The organism is Donghicola sp. XS_ASV15 (assembly GCF_041224595.1).
Classification (GTDB): domain Bacteria; phylum Pseudomonadota; class Alphaproteobacteria; order Rhodobacterales; family Rhodobacteraceae; genus Donghicola.
On sequence record NZ_JBGFGN010000140.1, the window covers coordinates 1 to 16,753 of the forward strand.

The 16,753-nt window shown below is 60.6% G+C and carries 15 protein-coding genes and 1 pseudogene; 9 read left to right on the plus strand and 7 right to left on the minus strand.

From position 1 onward, the window contains the following. Nucleotides 1-152: 152 nt before the first annotated feature. Both AB9K37_RS11610 and AB9K37_RS11615 read left to right on the plus strand, forming a co-directional pair. Nucleotides 153-281: pseudogene (locus AB9K37_RS11610) on the plus strand (LysR family transcriptional regulator); the annotation flags it as partial. Nucleotides 282-299: 18 nt separating this feature from the next. After that, nucleotides 300-995, plus strand: coding sequence for a substrate-binding domain-containing protein (locus tag AB9K37_RS11615; protein ID WP_369838823.1), 696 nt, complete (start codon nt 300-302; stop codon nt 993-995). Here AB9K37_RS11615 and AB9K37_RS11620 read toward each other — a convergent pair. Then, nucleotides 980-2,029: a YeeE/YedE family protein gene (locus tag AB9K37_RS11620; RefSeq protein ID WP_369838730.1), complete on the minus strand. Its 1,050-nt coding sequence runs from the start codon at nt 2,027-2,029 to the stop codon at nt 980-982. The genes AB9K37_RS11615 and AB9K37_RS11620 overlap by 16 nt on opposite strands. Nucleotides 2,030-2,228: 199 nt before the next feature. Between AB9K37_RS11620 and AB9K37_RS11625 the strand changes: the two genes are divergently transcribed. The 3 genes from AB9K37_RS11625 (at nt 2,229) to AB9K37_RS11635 (ending at nt 4,892) form a co-directional block, all read left to right on the plus strand. Continuing rightward, nucleotides 2,229-2,678, plus strand: a complete 450-nt coding sequence (locus AB9K37_RS11625; protein ID WP_369838733.1) for a cupin domain-containing protein — start codon at nt 2,229-2,231, stop codon at nt 2,676-2,678. Nucleotides 2,679-2,716: 38 nt separating this feature from the next. Next, entirely contained in the window at nt 2,717-3,961 is a 1,245-nt protein-coding gene (locus AB9K37_RS11630; protein ID WP_369838736.1) for an MFS transporter, read from the plus strand. A 64-nt stretch (nt 3,962-4,025) separates the two neighbouring features. Beyond that, nucleotides 4,026-4,892, plus strand: a complete 867-nt coding sequence (locus tag AB9K37_RS11635) for a 50S ribosomal protein L11 methyltransferase (RefSeq protein ID WP_369838739.1) — start codon at nt 4,026-4,028, stop codon at nt 4,890-4,892. A gap of 76 nt (nt 4,893-4,968) precedes the next feature. Here the strand turns inward: AB9K37_RS11635 and AB9K37_RS11640 are convergent, their stop codons facing one another. After that, nucleotides 4,969-5,175, minus strand: coding sequence for a DUF1127 domain-containing protein (locus AB9K37_RS11640; RefSeq protein WP_369838741.1), 207 nt, complete (start codon nt 5,173-5,175; stop codon nt 4,969-4,971). A gap of 300 nt (nt 5,176-5,475) precedes the next feature. On the opposite strand from AB9K37_RS11640, the gene ruvC reads away from it, so the two are divergent. The 3 genes from ruvC to ruvB are packed head-to-tail and all read left to right on the plus strand — an operon-like array spanning nt 5,476 to nt 7,685. Further along, complete coding sequence (ruvC, locus tag AB9K37_RS11645) at nt 5,476-5,982, plus strand: crossover junction endodeoxyribonuclease RuvC (RefSeq protein WP_369838744.1); 507 nt, start codon at nt 5,476-5,478, stop codon at nt 5,980-5,982. Further along, a complete protein-coding gene (gene ruvA / locus AB9K37_RS11650; protein WP_369838747.1) occupies nt 5,979-6,656 on the plus strand; it encodes a Holliday junction branch migration protein RuvA in 678 nt (225 codons plus the stop codon). Before ruvC ends, ruvA begins: the two co-directional genes overlap by 4 nt. 3 nt (nt 6,657-6,659) lie before the next feature. Beyond that, nucleotides 6,660-7,685 (plus strand): Holliday junction branch migration DNA helicase RuvB, encoded by a 1,026-nt coding sequence (gene ruvB, locus AB9K37_RS11655; protein ID WP_072705666.1) that lies wholly within the window; start codon nt 6,660-6,662, stop codon nt 7,683-7,685. A gap of 60 nt (nt 7,686-7,745) precedes the next feature. On the opposite strand, the gene AB9K37_RS11660 is transcribed toward ruvB, so the two are convergent. From AB9K37_RS11660 to AB9K37_RS11670, 3 genes are all read right to left on the minus strand, one after another. Next, nucleotides 7,746-8,849, minus strand: a complete 1,104-nt coding sequence (locus tag AB9K37_RS11660; protein ID WP_369838751.1) for a pyridoxal phosphate-dependent aminotransferase — start codon at nt 8,847-8,849, stop codon at nt 7,746-7,748. Between the two features lie 55 nt (nt 8,850-8,904). After that, the gene (locus AB9K37_RS11665) at nt 8,905-12,084 is read right to left on the minus strand and encodes a valine--tRNA ligase (protein WP_369838753.1); all 3,180 of its coding nucleotides are present in this window, start codon (nt 12,082-12,084) and stop codon (nt 8,905-8,907) included. Between the two features lie 72 nt (nt 12,085-12,156). Further along, a complete protein-coding gene (locus AB9K37_RS11670) occupies nt 12,157-12,552 on the minus strand; it encodes a DUF2306 domain-containing protein (RefSeq protein WP_369838756.1) in 396 nt (131 codons plus the stop codon). Nucleotides 12,553-12,765: 213 nt separating this feature from the next. Between AB9K37_RS11670 and AB9K37_RS11675 the strand changes: the two genes are divergently transcribed. Beyond that, nucleotides 12,766-13,587 (plus strand): LytTR family DNA-binding domain-containing protein, encoded by an 822-nt coding sequence (locus tag AB9K37_RS11675; protein WP_369838759.1) that lies wholly within the window; start codon nt 12,766-12,768, stop codon nt 13,585-13,587. Here the strand turns inward: AB9K37_RS11675 and pdeM are convergent. Both pdeM and AB9K37_RS11685 read right to left on the minus strand, forming a co-directional pair. Continuing rightward, the gene (gene pdeM, locus AB9K37_RS11680) at nt 13,584-14,252 is read right to left on the minus strand and encodes a ligase-associated DNA damage response endonuclease PdeM (RefSeq protein ID WP_369838762.1); all 669 of its coding nucleotides are present in this window, start codon (nt 14,250-14,252) and stop codon (nt 13,584-13,586) included. The two genes, AB9K37_RS11675 and pdeM, sit on opposite strands and share 4 nt — an antisense overlap. Nucleotides 14,253-14,292: 40 nt before the next feature. After that, the gene (locus AB9K37_RS11685; protein ID WP_369838765.1) at nt 14,293-16,701 is read right to left on the minus strand and encodes a ligase-associated DNA damage response DEXH box helicase; all 2,409 of its coding nucleotides are present in this window, start codon (nt 16,699-16,701) and stop codon (nt 14,293-14,295) included. Nucleotides 16,702-16,753: the final 52 nt, after the last annotated feature.

The window sequence follows — 16,753 nt, forward strand, 5'->3', positions numbered from 1 at the left end:
AAACCGCCAGCCGCTACATGATGGTCGAGGCATTCGCTCAGATCGACAACGAGGAGACAGACCCAATTCTCAGCATAAAAGCCGCCTGATCATGACCTCAGGCCACCCGACAAATTACACCACCTTGACGGACGTGACCCTTAGCGCGGCACCGTTCGATGAACGTTGCTGCAAAACATCTCGATATTAATGTCGCGACCGTTTCGCGCCGCATTCATCGCATCTCACAGGATGTCGGGGTCAAATTGTTCGTGCAGGGGCGCGACGGATGGCGGCTGACGCCAGAGGGCCGCGCATTGATGGATGTGATTGAGCAATTTGAATCCAATCTGGCCCGACTTGGCAACAACCTGCCTCATTTGCAGTCGGCTGCAGAGAAAGCTCGCGTTATCACAACGGGATTTCTTGCGGCAGATTATCTGACCGATCAACTGGGCGCATTCATGGAACGCTACCCAGGGATCGAGTTGGAAATCCTGTGTTCTTCGATCGAAGCCAACTTCGACCGCGAAGATGTGGATGTGGCGCTGCGTATGAACCGGCCGTTGGACGATGCTTTGATGGGCCACGAAGTTGGCAAAGTTCATTTCTGCGCGGTGCAAAAACCTGATGCGACCAGCCGCGACTGGATCGCGCTGAGCCGAGAGTTGGACTGGACCCCCGAGATGCAAGCTGGCTACGAACGCTTCGGGCGGCCTCCTGTCATGCGGGTAGAGGATTTCAGCCTGGCTATGGATGCCGCGGCCTCGACGGGTCTGTCGACTATCGTTCCACGTCTGCACCTGGCTGCGAACTCACCGCTGAGCATTATTACAGGCGCGCATAGTGTGGCGACCCGTAGCCTCTGGGCTGTCTACCAAGAGAAGCGTCAACGCGATCCGATCGTGAACGCAGTGGTCGACTGGATTGCTCAAAGTGTTGCGCAGCGCCGCCTGAACGAGGGTATACCGCAATCCGGCGATAGTCCTTCGGGTCTGGGTTACTCCGCCGAGTAATCCACCAAGCGGTCGGTGACGATAGCGCCGACCCACATGCAAAATAGTGCCAACCAGGCGGTTCCGACAAAGATCGACCCGCCTGTCACACCTGCTCCGATCGCGCAACCTCCGGCCAACATGCCGCCAAAGCCCATCAGCGCTGCCCCGAGCATTGCGCGGCGCATATTGGCCTCATCCTCGAACCCTTGGAATTTGAACTCGCCTTTGAGCCAGGAGGCGACAAAAGCGCCAATAAACACGCCGGGCACGAGACCAACGTCGAACTCCAGCACCGGATTGCGTTCGAGAAAGAACATAAGCGTATGAGCCGAGGGGCCCGTGAACGTCGCACTCTCGATCTGCACAGGATCAAACGCGACTTGGGACAGGGCATAAGTCAGCACCCAGCCCACCGCGACAGCAAACCCTACGCCCGATGCAAACACGAGGCGGGTCCAGCCAATCTGTTGGCGTCGCGACAGTTCCACAGCAAACACAGCAATTCCCAGCCCAAGGATGAGTCCGCCCCAGTCCGGGAGCCCCACAGCAGCCTCTAGATTCAGGTTGCGGCCCCCGCTGGTGACCCAGAGAGCGGCAAGCTTGTCCCGAAACGGAGAGAGCCAGCCGGACAGGCTCATTTGGGCGACCACCGCAAAGATCAGACCAGAAATGATCGAGCGTAGGTTGCCCGTGGCACCAAGGACCAAGAGCCTGCCAGAGCAGCCACGGGCCAAGACCATCCCACAGCCGAAGAGCAGCCCACCAAGGATTGCGCCGGACCAGCTGCCGGGGACAGCCATCATGCGAGCGTCCTCGGCTTGCATCAGTCCGCTAAGCTCTGCGGCCTGCACCCAGACGAGCGCGGTCGAGAAGGTCAAGAGCCAGACCGCCACGCGGTCCCCCATCTGGAACCGTCCAAATTCCACCGTCGCGGCCCGCAGGCAAAACCGTGATCGCTGCGCTGCAACGCCGAAGATTACACCGGTGACCAGTCCGAACAGAGCGGCGGTTGCGGCTTCTCCCACTGATTCGACGATCCAGAGTATGTCCATACTGCTCTCCTTTCGGGCGATTGGGCGGGTTTTACGCACATCTGCGGATCGGCGCCTTGATTTGCATCAGGATATGAATGTGTGAATTTGAAGGTCGAATTTCTAAAAAGCGACATTTCTGGGTCGCGAAAAAGCGGGACGGACAAGGGCGGCGTATCGGACGCTTTGGGGCAGACTGAACACTGACTGACTGAGGTGCATGATGGAGCTTAACGAGACTGTGTTGCCGTTCGACGGCATCCCTGCGTCCCTGCCGGTTTCTGCTGGTTTGCGCGTGGATTCGGCCATATTGCCGCTAGAGGGCGGGACTGATCCGACGTTCGGGAAGGTACGTTGGAAAACGCTCTTTTCAGCGGATGTTACCCAAACCAGCGACATGGTTCTGGGTATTGCACAGTTTGATGCAGGCGATACCCTAGAGCCCCACCGCCATGCCCCCTCTGAATTCTACTTCGGTCTCTCTGGGTCGGGCGAGGTCACAATCGATGGCATTGTGCATCCCATCTCTGCGGGGGTGGCCCTGTTCATCCCGTCAAACGCAGAACATGGCACCGTCGCCGGCCCCGAAGGCCTGAGTTTTGCCTACGGCTTCCCCCGTGCGTCCTTTGCTGAGGTGGAATACCAGTTTAGCGCCGGACGCGTGGATTGAGCTTTGCCACAGAGAACAGGCGGGCGTAATAGACTGGTATGAGTCGTTCATTCTTCGCCCCTCTTCCTCTGGCCGACGCGCGTCATTTGCCAAAATGGCGTCAGCCTAAAACATTGCTGTTCGTGATGGCTGCCGCGATGCCGGTGGCGTTTGCGACATGGTCTGCCCTGTTGAATAACTTCGTGATCGAGGTGGCGCAGTTCGATGGCTCTGACATCGGCTGGCTGCATACCGTTCGCGAAATCCCGGGTTTTCTGGCGATTGGCGTGATCGCTCTGCTGCTGATTATTCGAGAGCAGGTCTTGGGGCTCGTCTCTCTGATCTTGCTGGGGGTCGCGACGGCGATCACAGGGTTCTTTCCGTCATTAGGCGGAATTCTGGTGGTCACAATGCTGAGCTCAATCGGCTTTCATTATTATGAGACGGTGAACCAGTCGCTCCAACTGCAATGGCTGTCCAAGGAGGAGGCGCCCAAGGTTCTGGGCGCATTGCTGGCGACAGGCAGTGCGGCGACGCTGGTGGCCTATGGCTTGATTATGCTGACGTGGCAGAGCTTTTCGCTGTCTTATTCCACTGTCTACATGATTGCGGGCGGGGTGACGGCGGCAGTCGCGATGTTTGCGATCTTTGCCTACCCTCAGTTCGAAGCGCCCAATCCTCAGGTTAAGAAGTTCGTTCTGCGCCGCCGCTACTGGCTGTATTACTTGCTTCAGTTCATGGCAGGAGCGCGCCGTCAGATCTTTGTGGTCTTTGCGGGCTTTATGATGGTCGAACGGTTTGGCTTTGACGTGCATGAGGTCACGGGGCTGTTTCTGATTAACCTTGTTGCGAACATGTTCTTTGCGCCGTTGATCGGGCGGATGGTGTCCCGCTTTGGCGAGCAAAAGGCGCTGGTGATCGAATATGTCGGCCTCATCGTTGTGTTTAGCCTGTATGGCGGCATCTACATGTTCGGATGGGGCGTCGTTCTGGCTTCTGTGCTCTATGTGATCGACCACCTGTTCTTTGCCATGGCGCTGGCGATCAAGACCTACTTCCAGAAAATCGCGGATCCGGGTGACATCGCGCCGACTGCAGCCGTTGCGTTTACCATCAACCACATCGCTGCGGTCTTCTTGCCTGCAGCGTTGGGCTACCTGTGGCTCCAGTCGCCCGGGGCGGTGTTTGTGCTTGCGGCGGGCATGGCGGCGAGCTCGCTCTGTCTGGCGCTGCTGATCCCGCGCCATCCGCAAAAGGGCCACGAAACGCGCCTGAGCCGGTTCGTGGCTGCGGTCGCAGAGTAAAGGGCGCTTGACCCAAGGCAGAAGGGGGCCTATCGCCCCCTGCAAGCCTGAACAGGAGTCCGAAATGCCCACCTACACCGCCTACACCAAGCTGACCGCCAAAGAGAACGCCGAAGCCTTGGGCGTGGCGATGGAGAACATGATCCCCGAGCCCACCGGCATCGGCGTGTTCGAAATGGAAGACGGCTCGGGCCTGTGGGAAGTCGGCGGTTACTTTACCGAGGAGCCTGATGCGGCTGGTCTGGCGCTGCTGGCGTCCATGAACGACGCGCAGGATTTCGTGGTCAGCGAACTGCCCGAAACAGATTGGGTCGCCAAAGTGCGCCGTGATCTGGCGCCCGTGGTTGCGGGTCGCTTCTTTGTCTACGGCAGCCACGACGCGGACAAGGTGCCTGCGGATAGCGAGCCCCTGTTGATCGAGGCCGCGATGGCCTTTGGCACCGGTCACCATGGCACCACGCTGGGCTGTTTGCGGGCGCTGGATCGTTTGGACACGGGCGGGTTTAAGGGCAATAACGTGGTCGATATTGGCTGCGGAACCGCTGTTCTGGGCATGGCGGCAGCGCGCATTTGGCCGAACCCTGTTCTGGCCAGCGACATTGATATCGTTGCGGTCGAAGTGGCCGAAGCCAACGTAAAGGCAAATGGTCTGGAAGGCCGCGTGAACTGCCTAGAGGCGACCGGTTTCGAGCACGAGACGCTTCACGCCGCTGCGCCCTTTGATCTGGTCTTTGCGAACATTTTGAAGGCTCCGCTGATCGATCTGGCCCCCGATGTGGCCTCGCATCTGGGCGAGGGCGGTTACGCGATCCTGTCCGGATTGCTGGTGGATCAGGCGGACGAGGTTACCGAAGCCTATGTGGCGCAGGGCATGACCTTGGCGCACCGCGAAGACATTGGGGATTGGTCGACCCTGACCCTGCAGAAGTAATCTGTATCTGACGCTGACATACAAAAAGGGCGCCTGACTGGATCAGGCGCCCTTTTGCGTTGGTCTGGTCTGCGGCTTAGAAGCGGCGCGCTTTTTTCATGTCGATGATGTCTGCGCGGCACAGGCCCAGATCGTCCAGCTGTGCGTCGGACAGGGCGTCCAGCGCCTTGCCTGCGCCCGTCGGGGCCGCCAGCGAATATGCGAAATGCACTGCTGCCTGCCAAAGGCGGGCACCAATGCCAGCCGCAGGGGTGTCGATGCGGGTGATATCGAGAACTGCCATTTTTGCGTCCCTTCGAGGTTGCAAGAAAAAAGTGGAGTGATTTCCTGATCCGCACGTAATTCGCCTTCTTTTCCGGCACAAGCGATAAAAATTGCATAGGTCGAACGCGACCCATGCATACACTGCATGACAACTAACAAACTGTTACTAAAGAGAAATATGTATCTTTTTCGTGTCGCATTCAGATCGCGAAGAGGCGGATTTCATCCCGATTTCAGGGCGCCGCCTCTTGCCATCATGCTGGCATTTGTTCTTGTTTCGTGCTAGTGCGACGAAAAGAACACAGAGCAGGGGGCAGAAATGCGCGTTTTGGGGGTCGATCCGGGCCTGCGCAACATGGGGTGGGGCGTCATTGATGCGATGCCCGGACGAATCACTCATGTTGCCAACGGCGTCTGCCATTCGGACGGGGACAACCTCGGAGAACGGCTGCTCTCTTTGTACAACCAGTTGATCGAAGTGATCGCGGCATGGGGGCCGGAGACGGCGGCCATCGAACAGACCTTTGTGAACAAGGATGCTGTGGGCACCCTGAAACTGGGTCAGGCGCGGGGCGTGGCCCTGATGACCTTGGCGCAGGCGGGGTTGCGGGTCGGGGAATATGCCCCAAACGCGGTGAAGAAGACCGTGGTGGGCGTGGGTCACGCAGCCAAGGATCAGGTGGACTATATGGTGCGCCTGCAATTGCCCGGCGTGAAGCTGAATGGGCCTGACGCCACAGATGCGCTTGCGATCGCCATGTGTCACGCCCACCAAAGCCGCGGCGGACGCGGTCTGGAACAAGCATTGGCGAGGGCCAAGGGATGATCGGAAAACTGTCAGGCCGGATCGACTACCGGACCGAGGATCACGTGCTGCTCGATGTGCGCGGCGTCGGCTACATCGTCTATTGTTCAGACCGTACGTTGGGGGCGCTGCCTGGTGTTGGCGAGGCGACCGCGCTCTTCACCGAGTTGCTGGTGCGCGAGGATCTGCTGCAGCTGTACGGCTTCACCACGTTGCAAGAGAAAGAATGGTTCCGGTTGCTCCAAACCGTCCAAGGGGTGGGCGCCAAAGCGGCGCTGGCCATGCTCTCGGCGCTTGGGCCTGACGGGGTGAGCCGCGCCATAGCTTTGGGCGACTGGAACAGTATCAAGGCAGCCAAAGGCATTGGCCCCAAGACCGCGCAACGCGTGGTGAACGAGCTGAAGGACAAAGCCCCCACCGTTATGGCCATGGGCGGCTCGATCACTGCTGCCATGGGCGAGGAACCCGCAGAGCTGACCGAGGCACCAGAGCCCAAGACGCCAACGAAACGTGCCGCCCCTGCGCCCAAGCCGAATATGGCCGCGCAATCAGAGGCGCTCTCGGCGCTTGGTAATCTGGGGTATCAGCCCGGCGAGGCGGCGTCGGCAGTCGCGCAAGCGATGCAAGACGACCCCGAGGCTGATACATCAGCCTTGATCCGCGCTGCACTGCGCCTTTTGGCGCCCAAGGGATAAGCGATGCAGGAACCCGATCCGACCCTTCGCCCCGAAAAACTGTCCGAGGACAACGATCGCGCCCTGCGCCCACAGGTGCTGGAGGATTTCATCGGTCAGGCCGAGGCTCGCGCGAATCTGCGCGTCTTCATCGAATCCGCGAAACGGCGGGGCGAGGCGATGGACCACACTCTGTTCCATGGCCCGCCGGGTTTGGGGAAAACCACGCTGGCGCAAATCATGTCGCGCGAGCTTGGGGTGAACTTTCGCATGACATCGGGGCCGGTGTTGGCCAAGGCGGGTGATCTGGCGGCGATCCTGACCAACCTTGAGGCGCGGGATGTTTTGTTCATCGACGAAATCCACCGTCTGAACCCTGCGGTCGAAGAAGTGCTCTATCCCGCGATGGAGGATTTCGAGCTGGACCTTGTGATTGGCGAGGGGCCAGCAGCTCGGACCGTGCGGATCGAACTGCAGCCATTTACCTTGGTGGGTGCGACGACGCGTCTCGGCCTGCTGACAACGCCCTTGCGCGACCGCTTTGGCATCCCGACGCGTCTGCAGTTTTACGAGATCCACGAACTGACCGAAATTGTTGCGCGGAACGCGGTAAAACTCGGGGCCCCTGCGGAGCCCGAGGGCGCCCGAGAAATTGCCCGCCGCGCCCGCGGCACGCCGCGGATCGCAGGACGTCTGCTGCGGCGCGTGGTAGATTTTGCGGTGGTCGAAGGCGACGGGCGTGTCACCCGTGAACTGGCTGACCGTGCATTGACGCGCCTTGGAGTCGACCAACTGGGGCTCGACTCTGCGGACCGCCGATACTTGCGCCTGATCGCCGAGGCTTATCAGGGGGGGCCTGTCGGGATCGAAACAATGAGCGCTGCGCTGTCAGAGAGCCGTGACGCACTGGAAGAAGTGATCGAGCCCTATCTGTTGCAGCAAGGCTTGATCCAACGGACCCCCCGAGGGCGGATGTTGACGCAAGCGAGTTGGATGCACTTGGGGCTAGAGCCGCCCCGTCCCGCCGGGACGAGCGATTTGTTCGGGTGATATGCCTTGGCCTAGGGCCAAGGCTTTGCCTCCGGCGGGGGGTATTTTGCCAAGAAAGAGTTAGAGCGCGGCTTTGAGGGCCTGCGGGAGCGCGGCTGCGAAGAGGTCAAGTGCTGCGTCAGGGCCGCAGCTGATGCGAATGCAGCGGTTCAGAGGGGCCACACCGGGCATGCGGGCAAAGATGCCACGCGCACCGAGTTCGCGGACCACTGCGGCGGCATAGTCCCCGTCACGTCCACAATCCATTGTCACGAAGTTCGTGGCAGAGGGGATTGGGGTGAGGCCGTTGTCCAGTGCAATCTGGCTTAGGCGGTCTCTGGCGTGGCTGACCTGCGACTGAATATGGGCCAGCCACTCGGTGTCCTGCAGCGCGGCGAGTGCAGCGTGTTGGGCGCTGCGGTTCAGGCCAAAGTGATTGCGGATTTTATCGAAATTCTTGATGAGTTCCGCCGCGCCAAGGGCGTAGCCAACGCGCGCACCGGCAAGGCCATAAGCCTTGGACATGGACCGCATGCGGATCACGCGGGGGTCCTCGATCGCGATGTCCGCACGTGCGTCGGTGGGGGCCAGTTCGATGTAGGCCTCGTCCAAGATCATTAAGCACCCATCGGGTAGGCGATCCAACGCGTCTGTGATCGTGGTGCCGCTCAGATAGGTGCCCATGGGGTTGTCGGGGTTCGACAGGTAAAGCAGCTTGGCGTCCACCTTGGCAGCGCGGGTGATCAGGGCATCCAGATCCTCGAAGTCATCCTTGAAGGGCACTTTGTGGAGGACACCGCCAAAACCTGCCACGTGGTAGTTGAAGGTGGGGTAGGCGCCGTCTGACGTAACCACCGTGTCGCCCTGTTCGATCATCATACGGGCGAGATAGCCGAGCAAGCCGTCGACCCCTTCGCCGATGACGATGTTTTCGGGGGCAATGCCGTTCTGGGCCGCGATTTCGGCCTTCAGATCGTGGCTTGCGCTGTCGGGGTATTTCCAGATTTCCGCGTCTGCCTGACGCAGGGCCTCTAGCGCCTTGGGCGAGGGGCCAAAGATATTCTCGTTCGCGCCGAGGCGGGCCGAAAAGGGCTGGCCGGTGGTGCGTTCAATCACTTCGGGGCCGACAAAAGGAACGGTGGAGGGCAGGCTGTCCAGCAGCCGTGTGTAGCGCGGATGTGTCATGCGCCGAATGGTTACGTGCGGGCCTCGCGCCTTGCAAGGCCCGCCGTTTTTTGGGTTAACCGATCTCTGCGAGACGAGCGAGTGCCTCTTGCAGCTTTGCCTCTTCGGCTTCGCGTTCGGCAAGGTTGGCGCGCGCTTCTTCAACCACCTCTTCAGGGGCCGAGGCCACGAATTTGGGGTTGTTCACGCGGCCCGACAGACCTTTGATCTCTTTGGCCAGCTTGGTCAGCGTTTTCTCGAGGCGGGCCTTTTCCTCGGCCACGTCGATGATGTCCGCCAGAGGCAGGCCGAAGCTGCCGCCCGAAACGCCCAAGGTCGCGCAGCCCTTGGGGAAGGCGTCGACCTCGGTCAGGCTGTCTACGCGGGCCAGCTTCTTGATCAGGGTTTCGTTGCGGGCAAAGGCGGCCTTGGCATCAGCGGTGAAACCGGTGACGACCAGCGGCACGTGCAAGCCAGCGGGGACGTGCATCTGAGCGCGGGCCGAACGGATGCCTTCGATCAGCGAAATCACCCAGTTCATCTCGCTGTCTGCGGCAGCGTCGATCAGCTCTTCGCCATATTCGGGCCAGTCGCCGTGGACCAGCATCTTTTCGCGGTCGGCCAGCTGGTCCCACAGCTCTTCGGTGATGAAGGGCATGAAGGGGTGCAGCATCAGGATCGACTGGTCGATGACCCAGCCCATGGTCTCACGGGTTTCGGCCAGAACCGCTTCGTCGTCACTGTTCAAGAGCGGTTTGGCGAATTCCACGTACCAGTCGCAGACCTTGCCCCAGACAAAGGCATAGAGCCCCAGCGCCGCGTCATTGAAACGGTAGGCCGACAGGGCGGTGTCGGTGGCCACGCGGGCACGGGCCACTTCGCCGATGATCCAGCGGTTCACGGTCTCCTTGGCCTGAGGGGGTACGCTTTGGGGGACGTAGCCTTCGAAAACACCGTTCATCTCGGCAAAGCGAGAGGCGTTCCAGAGTTTGGTGCCAAAGTTCCGGTAGCCCGCGATACGGTCCTTGGACAGTTTCAGTACACCGCCGATGGAGGCCATGGCCGCATTGGTGAAACGCAGGGCGTCCGCGCCGTACTCGTCCACGATTTCCAGCGGGTCGATGACATTGCCGGTGGTCTTGGACATCTTCTTGCCCTTCTCGTCGCGGACGAGGTCGTGCAGGTAGATGGTGTGGAACGGGATCTCGTCTACCACGGCCAGCTGCATCATCATCATGCGCGCGACCCAGAAGAACAGGATGTCAAAGCCGGTGATGAGCACATCGGTCGGGAAGTATTTCGAGGTGCTTTCGTCCCAGTTCGGCCAACCCAGCGTGCCGATGGGCCATAGACCCGAGCTGAACCAAGTGTCCAGAACGTCGGCGTCGCGCCAGATCGGGTAGACCAGTTGGGTCGGGTCTTGGGTGACGTTGTACTGCGCCAGACCTTCGGCCAGAGCCTCGATTGCGGCCTGACGGTTTTCTACCTCAATGACGCGGGCGTGGTTCAGGGGGGTGGGCAGACCGGCCAGCACGTCAACGAATTTCTTGCCAGCGTCATCGGCATCGCTGCCAGCGTGATACACCTCGCCGCGGTGAACGAGATGGTCACGGGTCAGCAGGCGCAGGATCTCGACTTCGTCCAGCGCACCGTTGCCTTCGTCGTCCTTGAAGCCGTCGGCGGCCAGTTCCAGACCGTACCACACGGGGATCTGGTGGCCCCACCACAGCTGGCGGCTGATGCACCAAGGCTCGATGTTTTCCAGCCAGTGGTAATAGGTCTTCTCGCCCGACTCCGGGATAATCTTGGTGCGGCCGGTCCGGACAGCGTCCAGAGCGGGGCCAACGACCTTTTCCGCGTCCACGAACCACTGGTCGGTGAGCATGGGCTCGATCACGACCTTCGAGCGGTCGCCGAAGGGCTGCATGATCTTCTTGGCTTCGATCAGGGGGACCAGCTGCTCTTCTTCGGTGCGGGCTTCGCCGCCCTCTTCGGGGGCAACGGGGGCCTTAACAGCCGCTTTGCCAAGACGCGGGTCGGTGGCCACGGTCATGACCGCCAGACCTTCGTCGATAATGTTCTGGACGACCAGCTTGCGGGCCTCGTAGCGATCCAGACCGCGGTATTCATCGGGGACCAGGTTGATCGCGTCGATTTCCTGAACGGTAAAGGGCTTGCCCGCCGCGTATTCCGCCGCCTTGGCTGCTTCTTCGGCATAGGGGGCACCGTCGGCGCGCATGTGCGCGGTGGTGTCCATCAGACGGTACTGGGGAATGTTCCCGCGCTTGGCGACTTCGTGGTCGTTGAAGTCATGGGCGCCTGTGATCTTCACCGCACCCGAGCCGAAGGCCATGTCGGGGTATTCGTCGGTGATGATCGGGATCAGACGGCGCTGTTCCTTGGGGCCAACGGGGATTTCACACAGCTTGCCAACGATGGGCGCGTAACGCTCGTCATCGGGGTGTACGGCGACCGCGCCGTCACCCAGCATGGTCTCTGGGCGGGTGGTCGCGATGCTGATGTAATCACGCTCTTCGCTGAAGGTGACGTTCCCGTCCTCGTCCTTCTCGACGTAGGTGTAGGTCTCGCCGCCCGCCAGCGGGTATTTGAAGTGCCACATGTGGCCGTCGACTTCGATATTCTCGACCTCGAGGTCCGAAATCGCGGTTTCAAAGTGGGGGTCCCAGTTCACTAGACGCTTGCCGCGATAGATGAAGCCCTTGTTGTACATCTCGACGAACACCTTGATCACGGCGTCGTGGAAGTTGGGGCTGTTCTCGTGGCCGGTCCGCGGATCGCCGGGGGCGCCCGCCATGGTGAACGCGTTGCGGTCCCAGTCACAGCTGGAGCCAAGGCGTTTTAGCTGGTTGACGATGGTGCCGCCGTATTCGCCCTTCCATTCCCAGACCTTGTCCAGAAACGCCTCGCGGCCCAATTCGCGGCGACCGGGTTGGCCAGTGGCGGCCAGCATCTTTTCGACCTGAAGCTGGGTTGCGATGCCTGCGTGGTCCTGACCGGGCTGCCACAGGGTGTCAAAGCCGCGCATCCGGTGCCAGCGGACCAGAATGTCCTGCAGGGTGTTGTTGAACGCGTGGCCCACGTGCAGGGCGCCCGTCACGTTCGGCGGGGGGATCATGATGGTGAAGGTTTCATCACGTTTCTTGTTCGCACCAGCCGCAAAGGCGTGCGTCTCTTCCCATTTCTTCGAAATCCGCGGCTCGGCTTCGGCCGCGTTGAAGGTTTTTTCCATGGCCATGGAGAGATCCCCTTGTTTGTCTGCGCAGGGTTCTATCGAAGGGCTGGCCGAAGGGAAAGAGCGTAGGGCGCTCTATTGCCCAAACAGAACGGCGTGCATGATGCGGCCGGGCATCAGGGTAAACGCACCGGCAACGCAAAGTGCGCCAAAGGTCAGCCACAGCATGATGCGCCGATGCTCTTTGACTTGATGTCTGCGGGCACGCGCGACGCCAAGACCCAAGAACCCCAGAGTTGCAACGGATAGAACATGGATCAGGCTAAAATGCCCCTCGCGTAGCTCTGTGATGCCGAAACTGGTGACAGCCGTCACTGCCAATGCGGCGACCCACAGCCAGCCAAGCCGCCTGTGCCATGTCTGCCCCCGTGGCAAACTGAAAATCACGAGCGTCGTTGCGGCGGACGTCAAGGCTGCAAAAGTGTGCAGCTGGATCATCGGTGCTGCGGTGCCTAGAGCTGTGAAAGACATCAATAATCTCGAATAAACCCAATTGGATATTGGCTAGGTCCCGACCTCCTGCGGGTCAAGCACCATTGTATTCGGGTCTTGCCAGTCCTCCTATCGGATATGTTAGGAATGAATACGATAGAGCCTAAGTGTTGCGGGCCGTAATATGGCCGTGTTGCGAAGAGTGTGTGTGTCAGGTTTATGGAAAATAACGATTTTCAGGGGTCTAGCGGCGTGTCCGCTCTCAGCAGGGTCTATCGCAACGTGGCTAAAACCAAAGCTCTCGCTATCCTATCGGGCGCTCTGATCTCCACTCTGGAGCGCATGAAACATCCGGCGTTCCGCGTCGCGATGCTGATTGCGCCGATTTTGCTGGCGGTGATTGGTCCGTTCCGGTCAGATATCTATGACTTCTGGCAAGCACTTTTGCTTTGGGCTGTGATCATCTGGTTTGCGACGGTCGTCGGGATGCTGAACCGTGCGCTCGTCGATGAACTTCTGCCCAAAGCCGCATTTGTGAACCGGTCCGCGATTTCGTCAATTGTCTTTGGTTTCTACCTGACGCCGATCATGAATTGGGTTGCGTTGAACTTGGGATGGATGAGAGAGCCAGAACTCTATCCGGGTGACTTTCAGGTGTTTCTGACGGCGAGTTTCGCGAGCTTTTCTGTGGGCATCGTCCGTTTCTACCTGTTTCATGCAGAAGATAGCGCAGGTGCCGTTGGCGCAGTGCAGGCCAAGCCTGCGATCTTTGATCGTATTGCGGCGACGGAGTTTAACCAAATCATCCGCATGACCGTTGATGACCACTACGTCGAGATCGCAACCGACGTTGGGAAAGAGCGTATTTTGATGCGCTTTGCCGATGCCGTTCGCGAAATGGGCGAGGGCAACGGCATTTTGACCCACCGATCCCACTGGGTGAACCCGACCGCTGTGACCGGCTGCCGGAAAGATGGTGCCAAGCTCTATTTGCTGATGCGCGACGGTGCTGAGGTCCCTGTTAGCAAAACCTATCGTTCACGGGTTGAGGACGCAGGCCTTTTGGACGGTTAGCGAAGGCGCGCATAGGGCAGGGGCGTAATCTGCGTGCCTGTCAGCAGCGCCACGGCGGTCTGGTCCATTAACCCGCGCAAAACCGGATCAGAGCATTTCAGCCCGCCTGTATACGTGCCGAAGGCGGGCAAAATGAGCCGTTTTGCAGATCGCAAGAAACATGGCCGAGAGATGTGCCGCCCTTTTAGAGTGATCGAAGCTTTGGGGTGATAATGCCCCGAGATTTCGCCCTGTGCTCCGTCTTGTGCGATGTGCCGAAAGCTGAGTGCACCGATCTGGAACTCCGCCATGTGTATTCCGGCGAGGTCAATTGGCGCGGGGTCATGATTGCCCTCGATCCAGATCCATTCTCGGCCAGCCTGTAGCCGCATGAGCCATTCCCGATCTCGCAAAGGCAATGCGCCCCCCGCCGCCAGATCGTCAAAACTGTCGCCAAGGCAAATCACACGCTCGGGCATTGTCGCGTCGATTGCTGCTTCAAGGCGGGTCAGAGTGTCTGATGTTTCGTAGGGGGGAAGCATCGTGCCCCCACGCCGTGCGATCCGTTCGCTTTTGCCCAAATGCAAGTCAGAAACGCACAAGGTGCGCTGCGCTGGATAGTACAATGCGCCCGAAGGCAGCGCCTCTAGTTCTGTCTGGGCAAAGGTGAAACGGAATGCAGTCATGACGCGTACAGACCATGAACATTGCCTGCACGCAAGAGGGTCAGAGTGCGTCCAGCCCGACCTCGGCCATCAGTTCTAGGGCCGCGTCGGCCAGCAAGCGGTCTTGGCCCGCACCTTCGACAGGCGTGCGCCCATGTTCAAGGAACAGCGGCGCAGACAAGGGTGTGACCCGATCCAAGGTGATGTGGTCGATGTTGCCATGAACGCGGGTGATCATCTCTTCGATCCGCGAGAAATCGACGAGGCCCCGCTCGGCCTCTTCGCGGGTGATCCGCAGCATCAGGTGGTCGGGGTCATAACGGTGCAGGGTGTCATACAGGATGTCGCTGCTAAAGGTCGCTTGCCGTCCCGATTTACGCTGGCCCGCGTGGTTGCGGTCGATCAGACCGGCGATGATCGCACTGGCCTTGAACGTTCGCTTCATCACTGCGTTGCCTGCCAGCCAACTGTCGAGGCCGTCCCTCAGCGCCTCCATGTCGAACAGCGGTGCGGGGTCGCGAAGGGGCTCCAGCCCCCAGATTAGCGTGGCATAGTCGGTCGCGACAAACCCCAAGGGCGCAAGGTTTAGTTCATCCATCCGCTTGGTCATCAACAGCCCGAGCGTTTGCTGTGCATTCCGCCCCGCGAAGCCGTAGACGCAGGTGTAGTGACGGGCATCGCGCGGGAAGCTCTCGATCAACAGGCGGCCGGGTTCGGGCAGGCGGCTGACTTCGCGTTGCAGGTGCAGCCACTGGGCTGTGTGCGTGGGCAGGGCGGGCCAACTGTCCTGCTGGAACGTGCGTAGGATACGCTGGCTGAGCTGGGTCGAGGTCGCGAATTTGGTGCCGTTAAAGGTCGCAATCTTTGGCTCTTTGTCTGCGCGGCGGGTGACTTCGACGGTCATCTCGCGCAGGCCTTCGTAGCGGACGATCTGCCCGCCGATCAGAAAGGTGTCGCCCGGCGTCAACTGCGCGGCAAAGCCCTCTTCGATCTCGCCCAAAGGGGCACCGCCGCGGCCTTTGAACCGGACCTTCAGGGTGTCGGGGTCCATGATTGTGCCGATGTTCATGCGGATTTGGCGGGTGGCGCGGGGGTCGCGCAACTGCCACATCCCATCGGCTCGCTGCATCAGGCGCTGCCATTTGTCATAGGCCCGCAGGGCGTAGCCGCCGGTCGCCACGAAATCGAGGCAATCGTCGAATTCCGCGCGGGTCAAGTCAGCATAGGGGCCAACCTTGCGGATTTCATGCAGCAGCTCCGTGGCGTCGAACGGACCGGCGCAGGCGCGGATCAGGATGTGCTGGCACAGGACATCTTTGGGGCCCCGCTGGCGGGTTTCGCCGTCCAGATCGTGGTCTTTGACCGCTTCCAGCGCAGCATGGCATTCGACCACCTCAAAGCGGTTCGCGGGCACCAGCAGCGCCTTGGACGGAGCGTTGTAACGGTGGTTGGCGCGGCCGATCCGCTGGACCAAGCGTTTGACGTTCTTGGGCGCGCCGACCTGAATGACCAGATCAACATCCCCCCAGTCGATCCCCAGATCGAGGCTGCCGGTACACACGATCGCCCGCAGTTGCCCGTCCACCATCGCCTGTTCGACCCGTTCGCGCTGTTCGCGGGACAGACTGCCGTGGTGGATGCCGATCGGCAGGCTGTCCTCGTTCGCGAGCCAAAGGTGATGAAAGAAAATCTCGGCCTGCGCTCGGGTGTTGTGAAAGATCAGCGTGGTCTTGTGCTGCTTGACCTGCTCTAGCACGGCAGGGATCGCATAGCGCCCGCCGCCGCCGGACCAAGGGGGGGCTTCGGTGGTTTCCAGCATCCGGATGTCGGGGTCGGGGCCGGGGTCGGCCAGAACGACCTCGCAAGGATCGGGATGCTTGGCCAGCATCCGTGCGATGGCTGCGGGGTCGTCCACGGTGGCGGATAGGCCCACGCGGCGCATGTCAGGGCACAGGGTTTGCAGGCGTGAGACAGCGAGCATCAACTGATCGCCGCGCTTGGATTCCTCCAAAGCGTGGATTTCGTCGATGATCACCCGTTTGAGTCCCGCGAACATGCGCGGCGCATCCTCGTAGCTGGTCAGCAGCGCAAGGCTTTCGGGCGTGGTCAGCAGAATATGGGGCGGGTCGGCGCGCTGGCGGCGCTTGCGGGTGGCCGATGTGTCGCCGGTACGATCCTCAACGCGGATGGGCAGGGCCATCTCGGCAATCGGGCGTTCCAAATTGCGGCGGATGTCGCTGGCGAGCGCCTTCAATGGCGAGATGTAGAGGGTGTGCAGACCGTCATGCGGGCCCTCGGCCAGATCGGCGAGGGTGGGCAGGAAGCCGGCCAAGGTCTTGCCCCCACCGGTCGGCGCAATCAGCAGCAGGGACGGCGCGTCGGACCGATCCAGCATATCCTGCTGGTGCGGGTGGATAGACCAACCGCGCGTGTCGAACCAGTTTTTCAGGGTGGGGGGCAGTGCTCTCATACCGTGATCATATGGGGCGCTGCTGTGACGGGAAAAGGCCCGACACGCGGGC

Bases quoted from the DNA above. Each gene is read 5' to 3' on its own strand.
- AB9K37_RS11630 (WP_369838736.1), top strand. From the start codon at position 2,717: ATGAGTCGTTCATTCTTCGCCCCTCTTCCTCTGGCCGACGCGCGTCAT.
- AB9K37_RS11615 (WP_369838823.1), top strand. From the start codon at position 300: ATGGATGTGATTGAGCAATTTGAATCCAATCTGGCCCGACTTGGCAAC.
- ruvC (WP_369838744.1), top strand. From the start codon at position 5,476: ATGCGCGTTTTGGGGGTCGATCCGGGCCTGCGCAACATGGGGTGGGGC.
- AB9K37_RS11620 (WP_369838730.1), bottom strand. From the start codon at position 2,029: ATGGACATACTCTGGATCGTCGAATCAGTGGGAGAAGCCGCAACCGCC.
- AB9K37_RS11665 (WP_369838753.1), bottom strand. From the start codon at position 12,084: ATGGCCATGGAAAAAACCTTCAACGCGGCCGAAGCCGAGCCGCGGATT.
- AB9K37_RS11640 (WP_369838741.1), bottom strand. From the start codon at position 5,175: ATGGCAGTTCTCGATATCACCCGCATCGACACCCCTGCGGCTGGCATT.
- AB9K37_RS11635 (WP_369838739.1), top strand. From the start codon at position 4,026: ATGCCCACCTACACCGCCTACACCAAGCTGACCGCCAAAGAGAACGCC.
- AB9K37_RS11625 (WP_369838733.1), top strand. From the start codon at position 2,229: ATGATGGAGCTTAACGAGACTGTGTTGCCGTTCGACGGCATCCCTGCG.
- pdeM (WP_369838762.1), bottom strand. From the start codon at position 14,252: ATGACTGCATTCCGTTTCACCTTTGCCCAGACAGAACTAGAGGCGCTG.
- ruvA (WP_369838747.1), top strand. From the start codon at position 5,979: ATGATCGGAAAACTGTCAGGCCGGATCGACTACCGGACCGAGGATCAC.
- AB9K37_RS11670 (WP_369838756.1), bottom strand. From the start codon at position 12,552: ATGTCTTTCACAGCTCTAGGCACCGCAGCACCGATGATCCAGCTGCAC.
- ruvB (WP_072705666.1), top strand. From the start codon at position 6,660: ATGCAGGAACCCGATCCGACCCTTCGCCCCGAAAAACTGTCCGAGGAC.
- AB9K37_RS11660 (WP_369838751.1), bottom strand. From the start codon at position 8,849: ATGACACATCCGCGCTACACACGGCTGCTGGACAGCCTGCCCTCCACC.
- AB9K37_RS11685 (WP_369838765.1), bottom strand. From the start codon at position 16,701: ATGAGAGCACTGCCCCCCACCCTGAAAAACTGGTTCGACACGCGCGGT.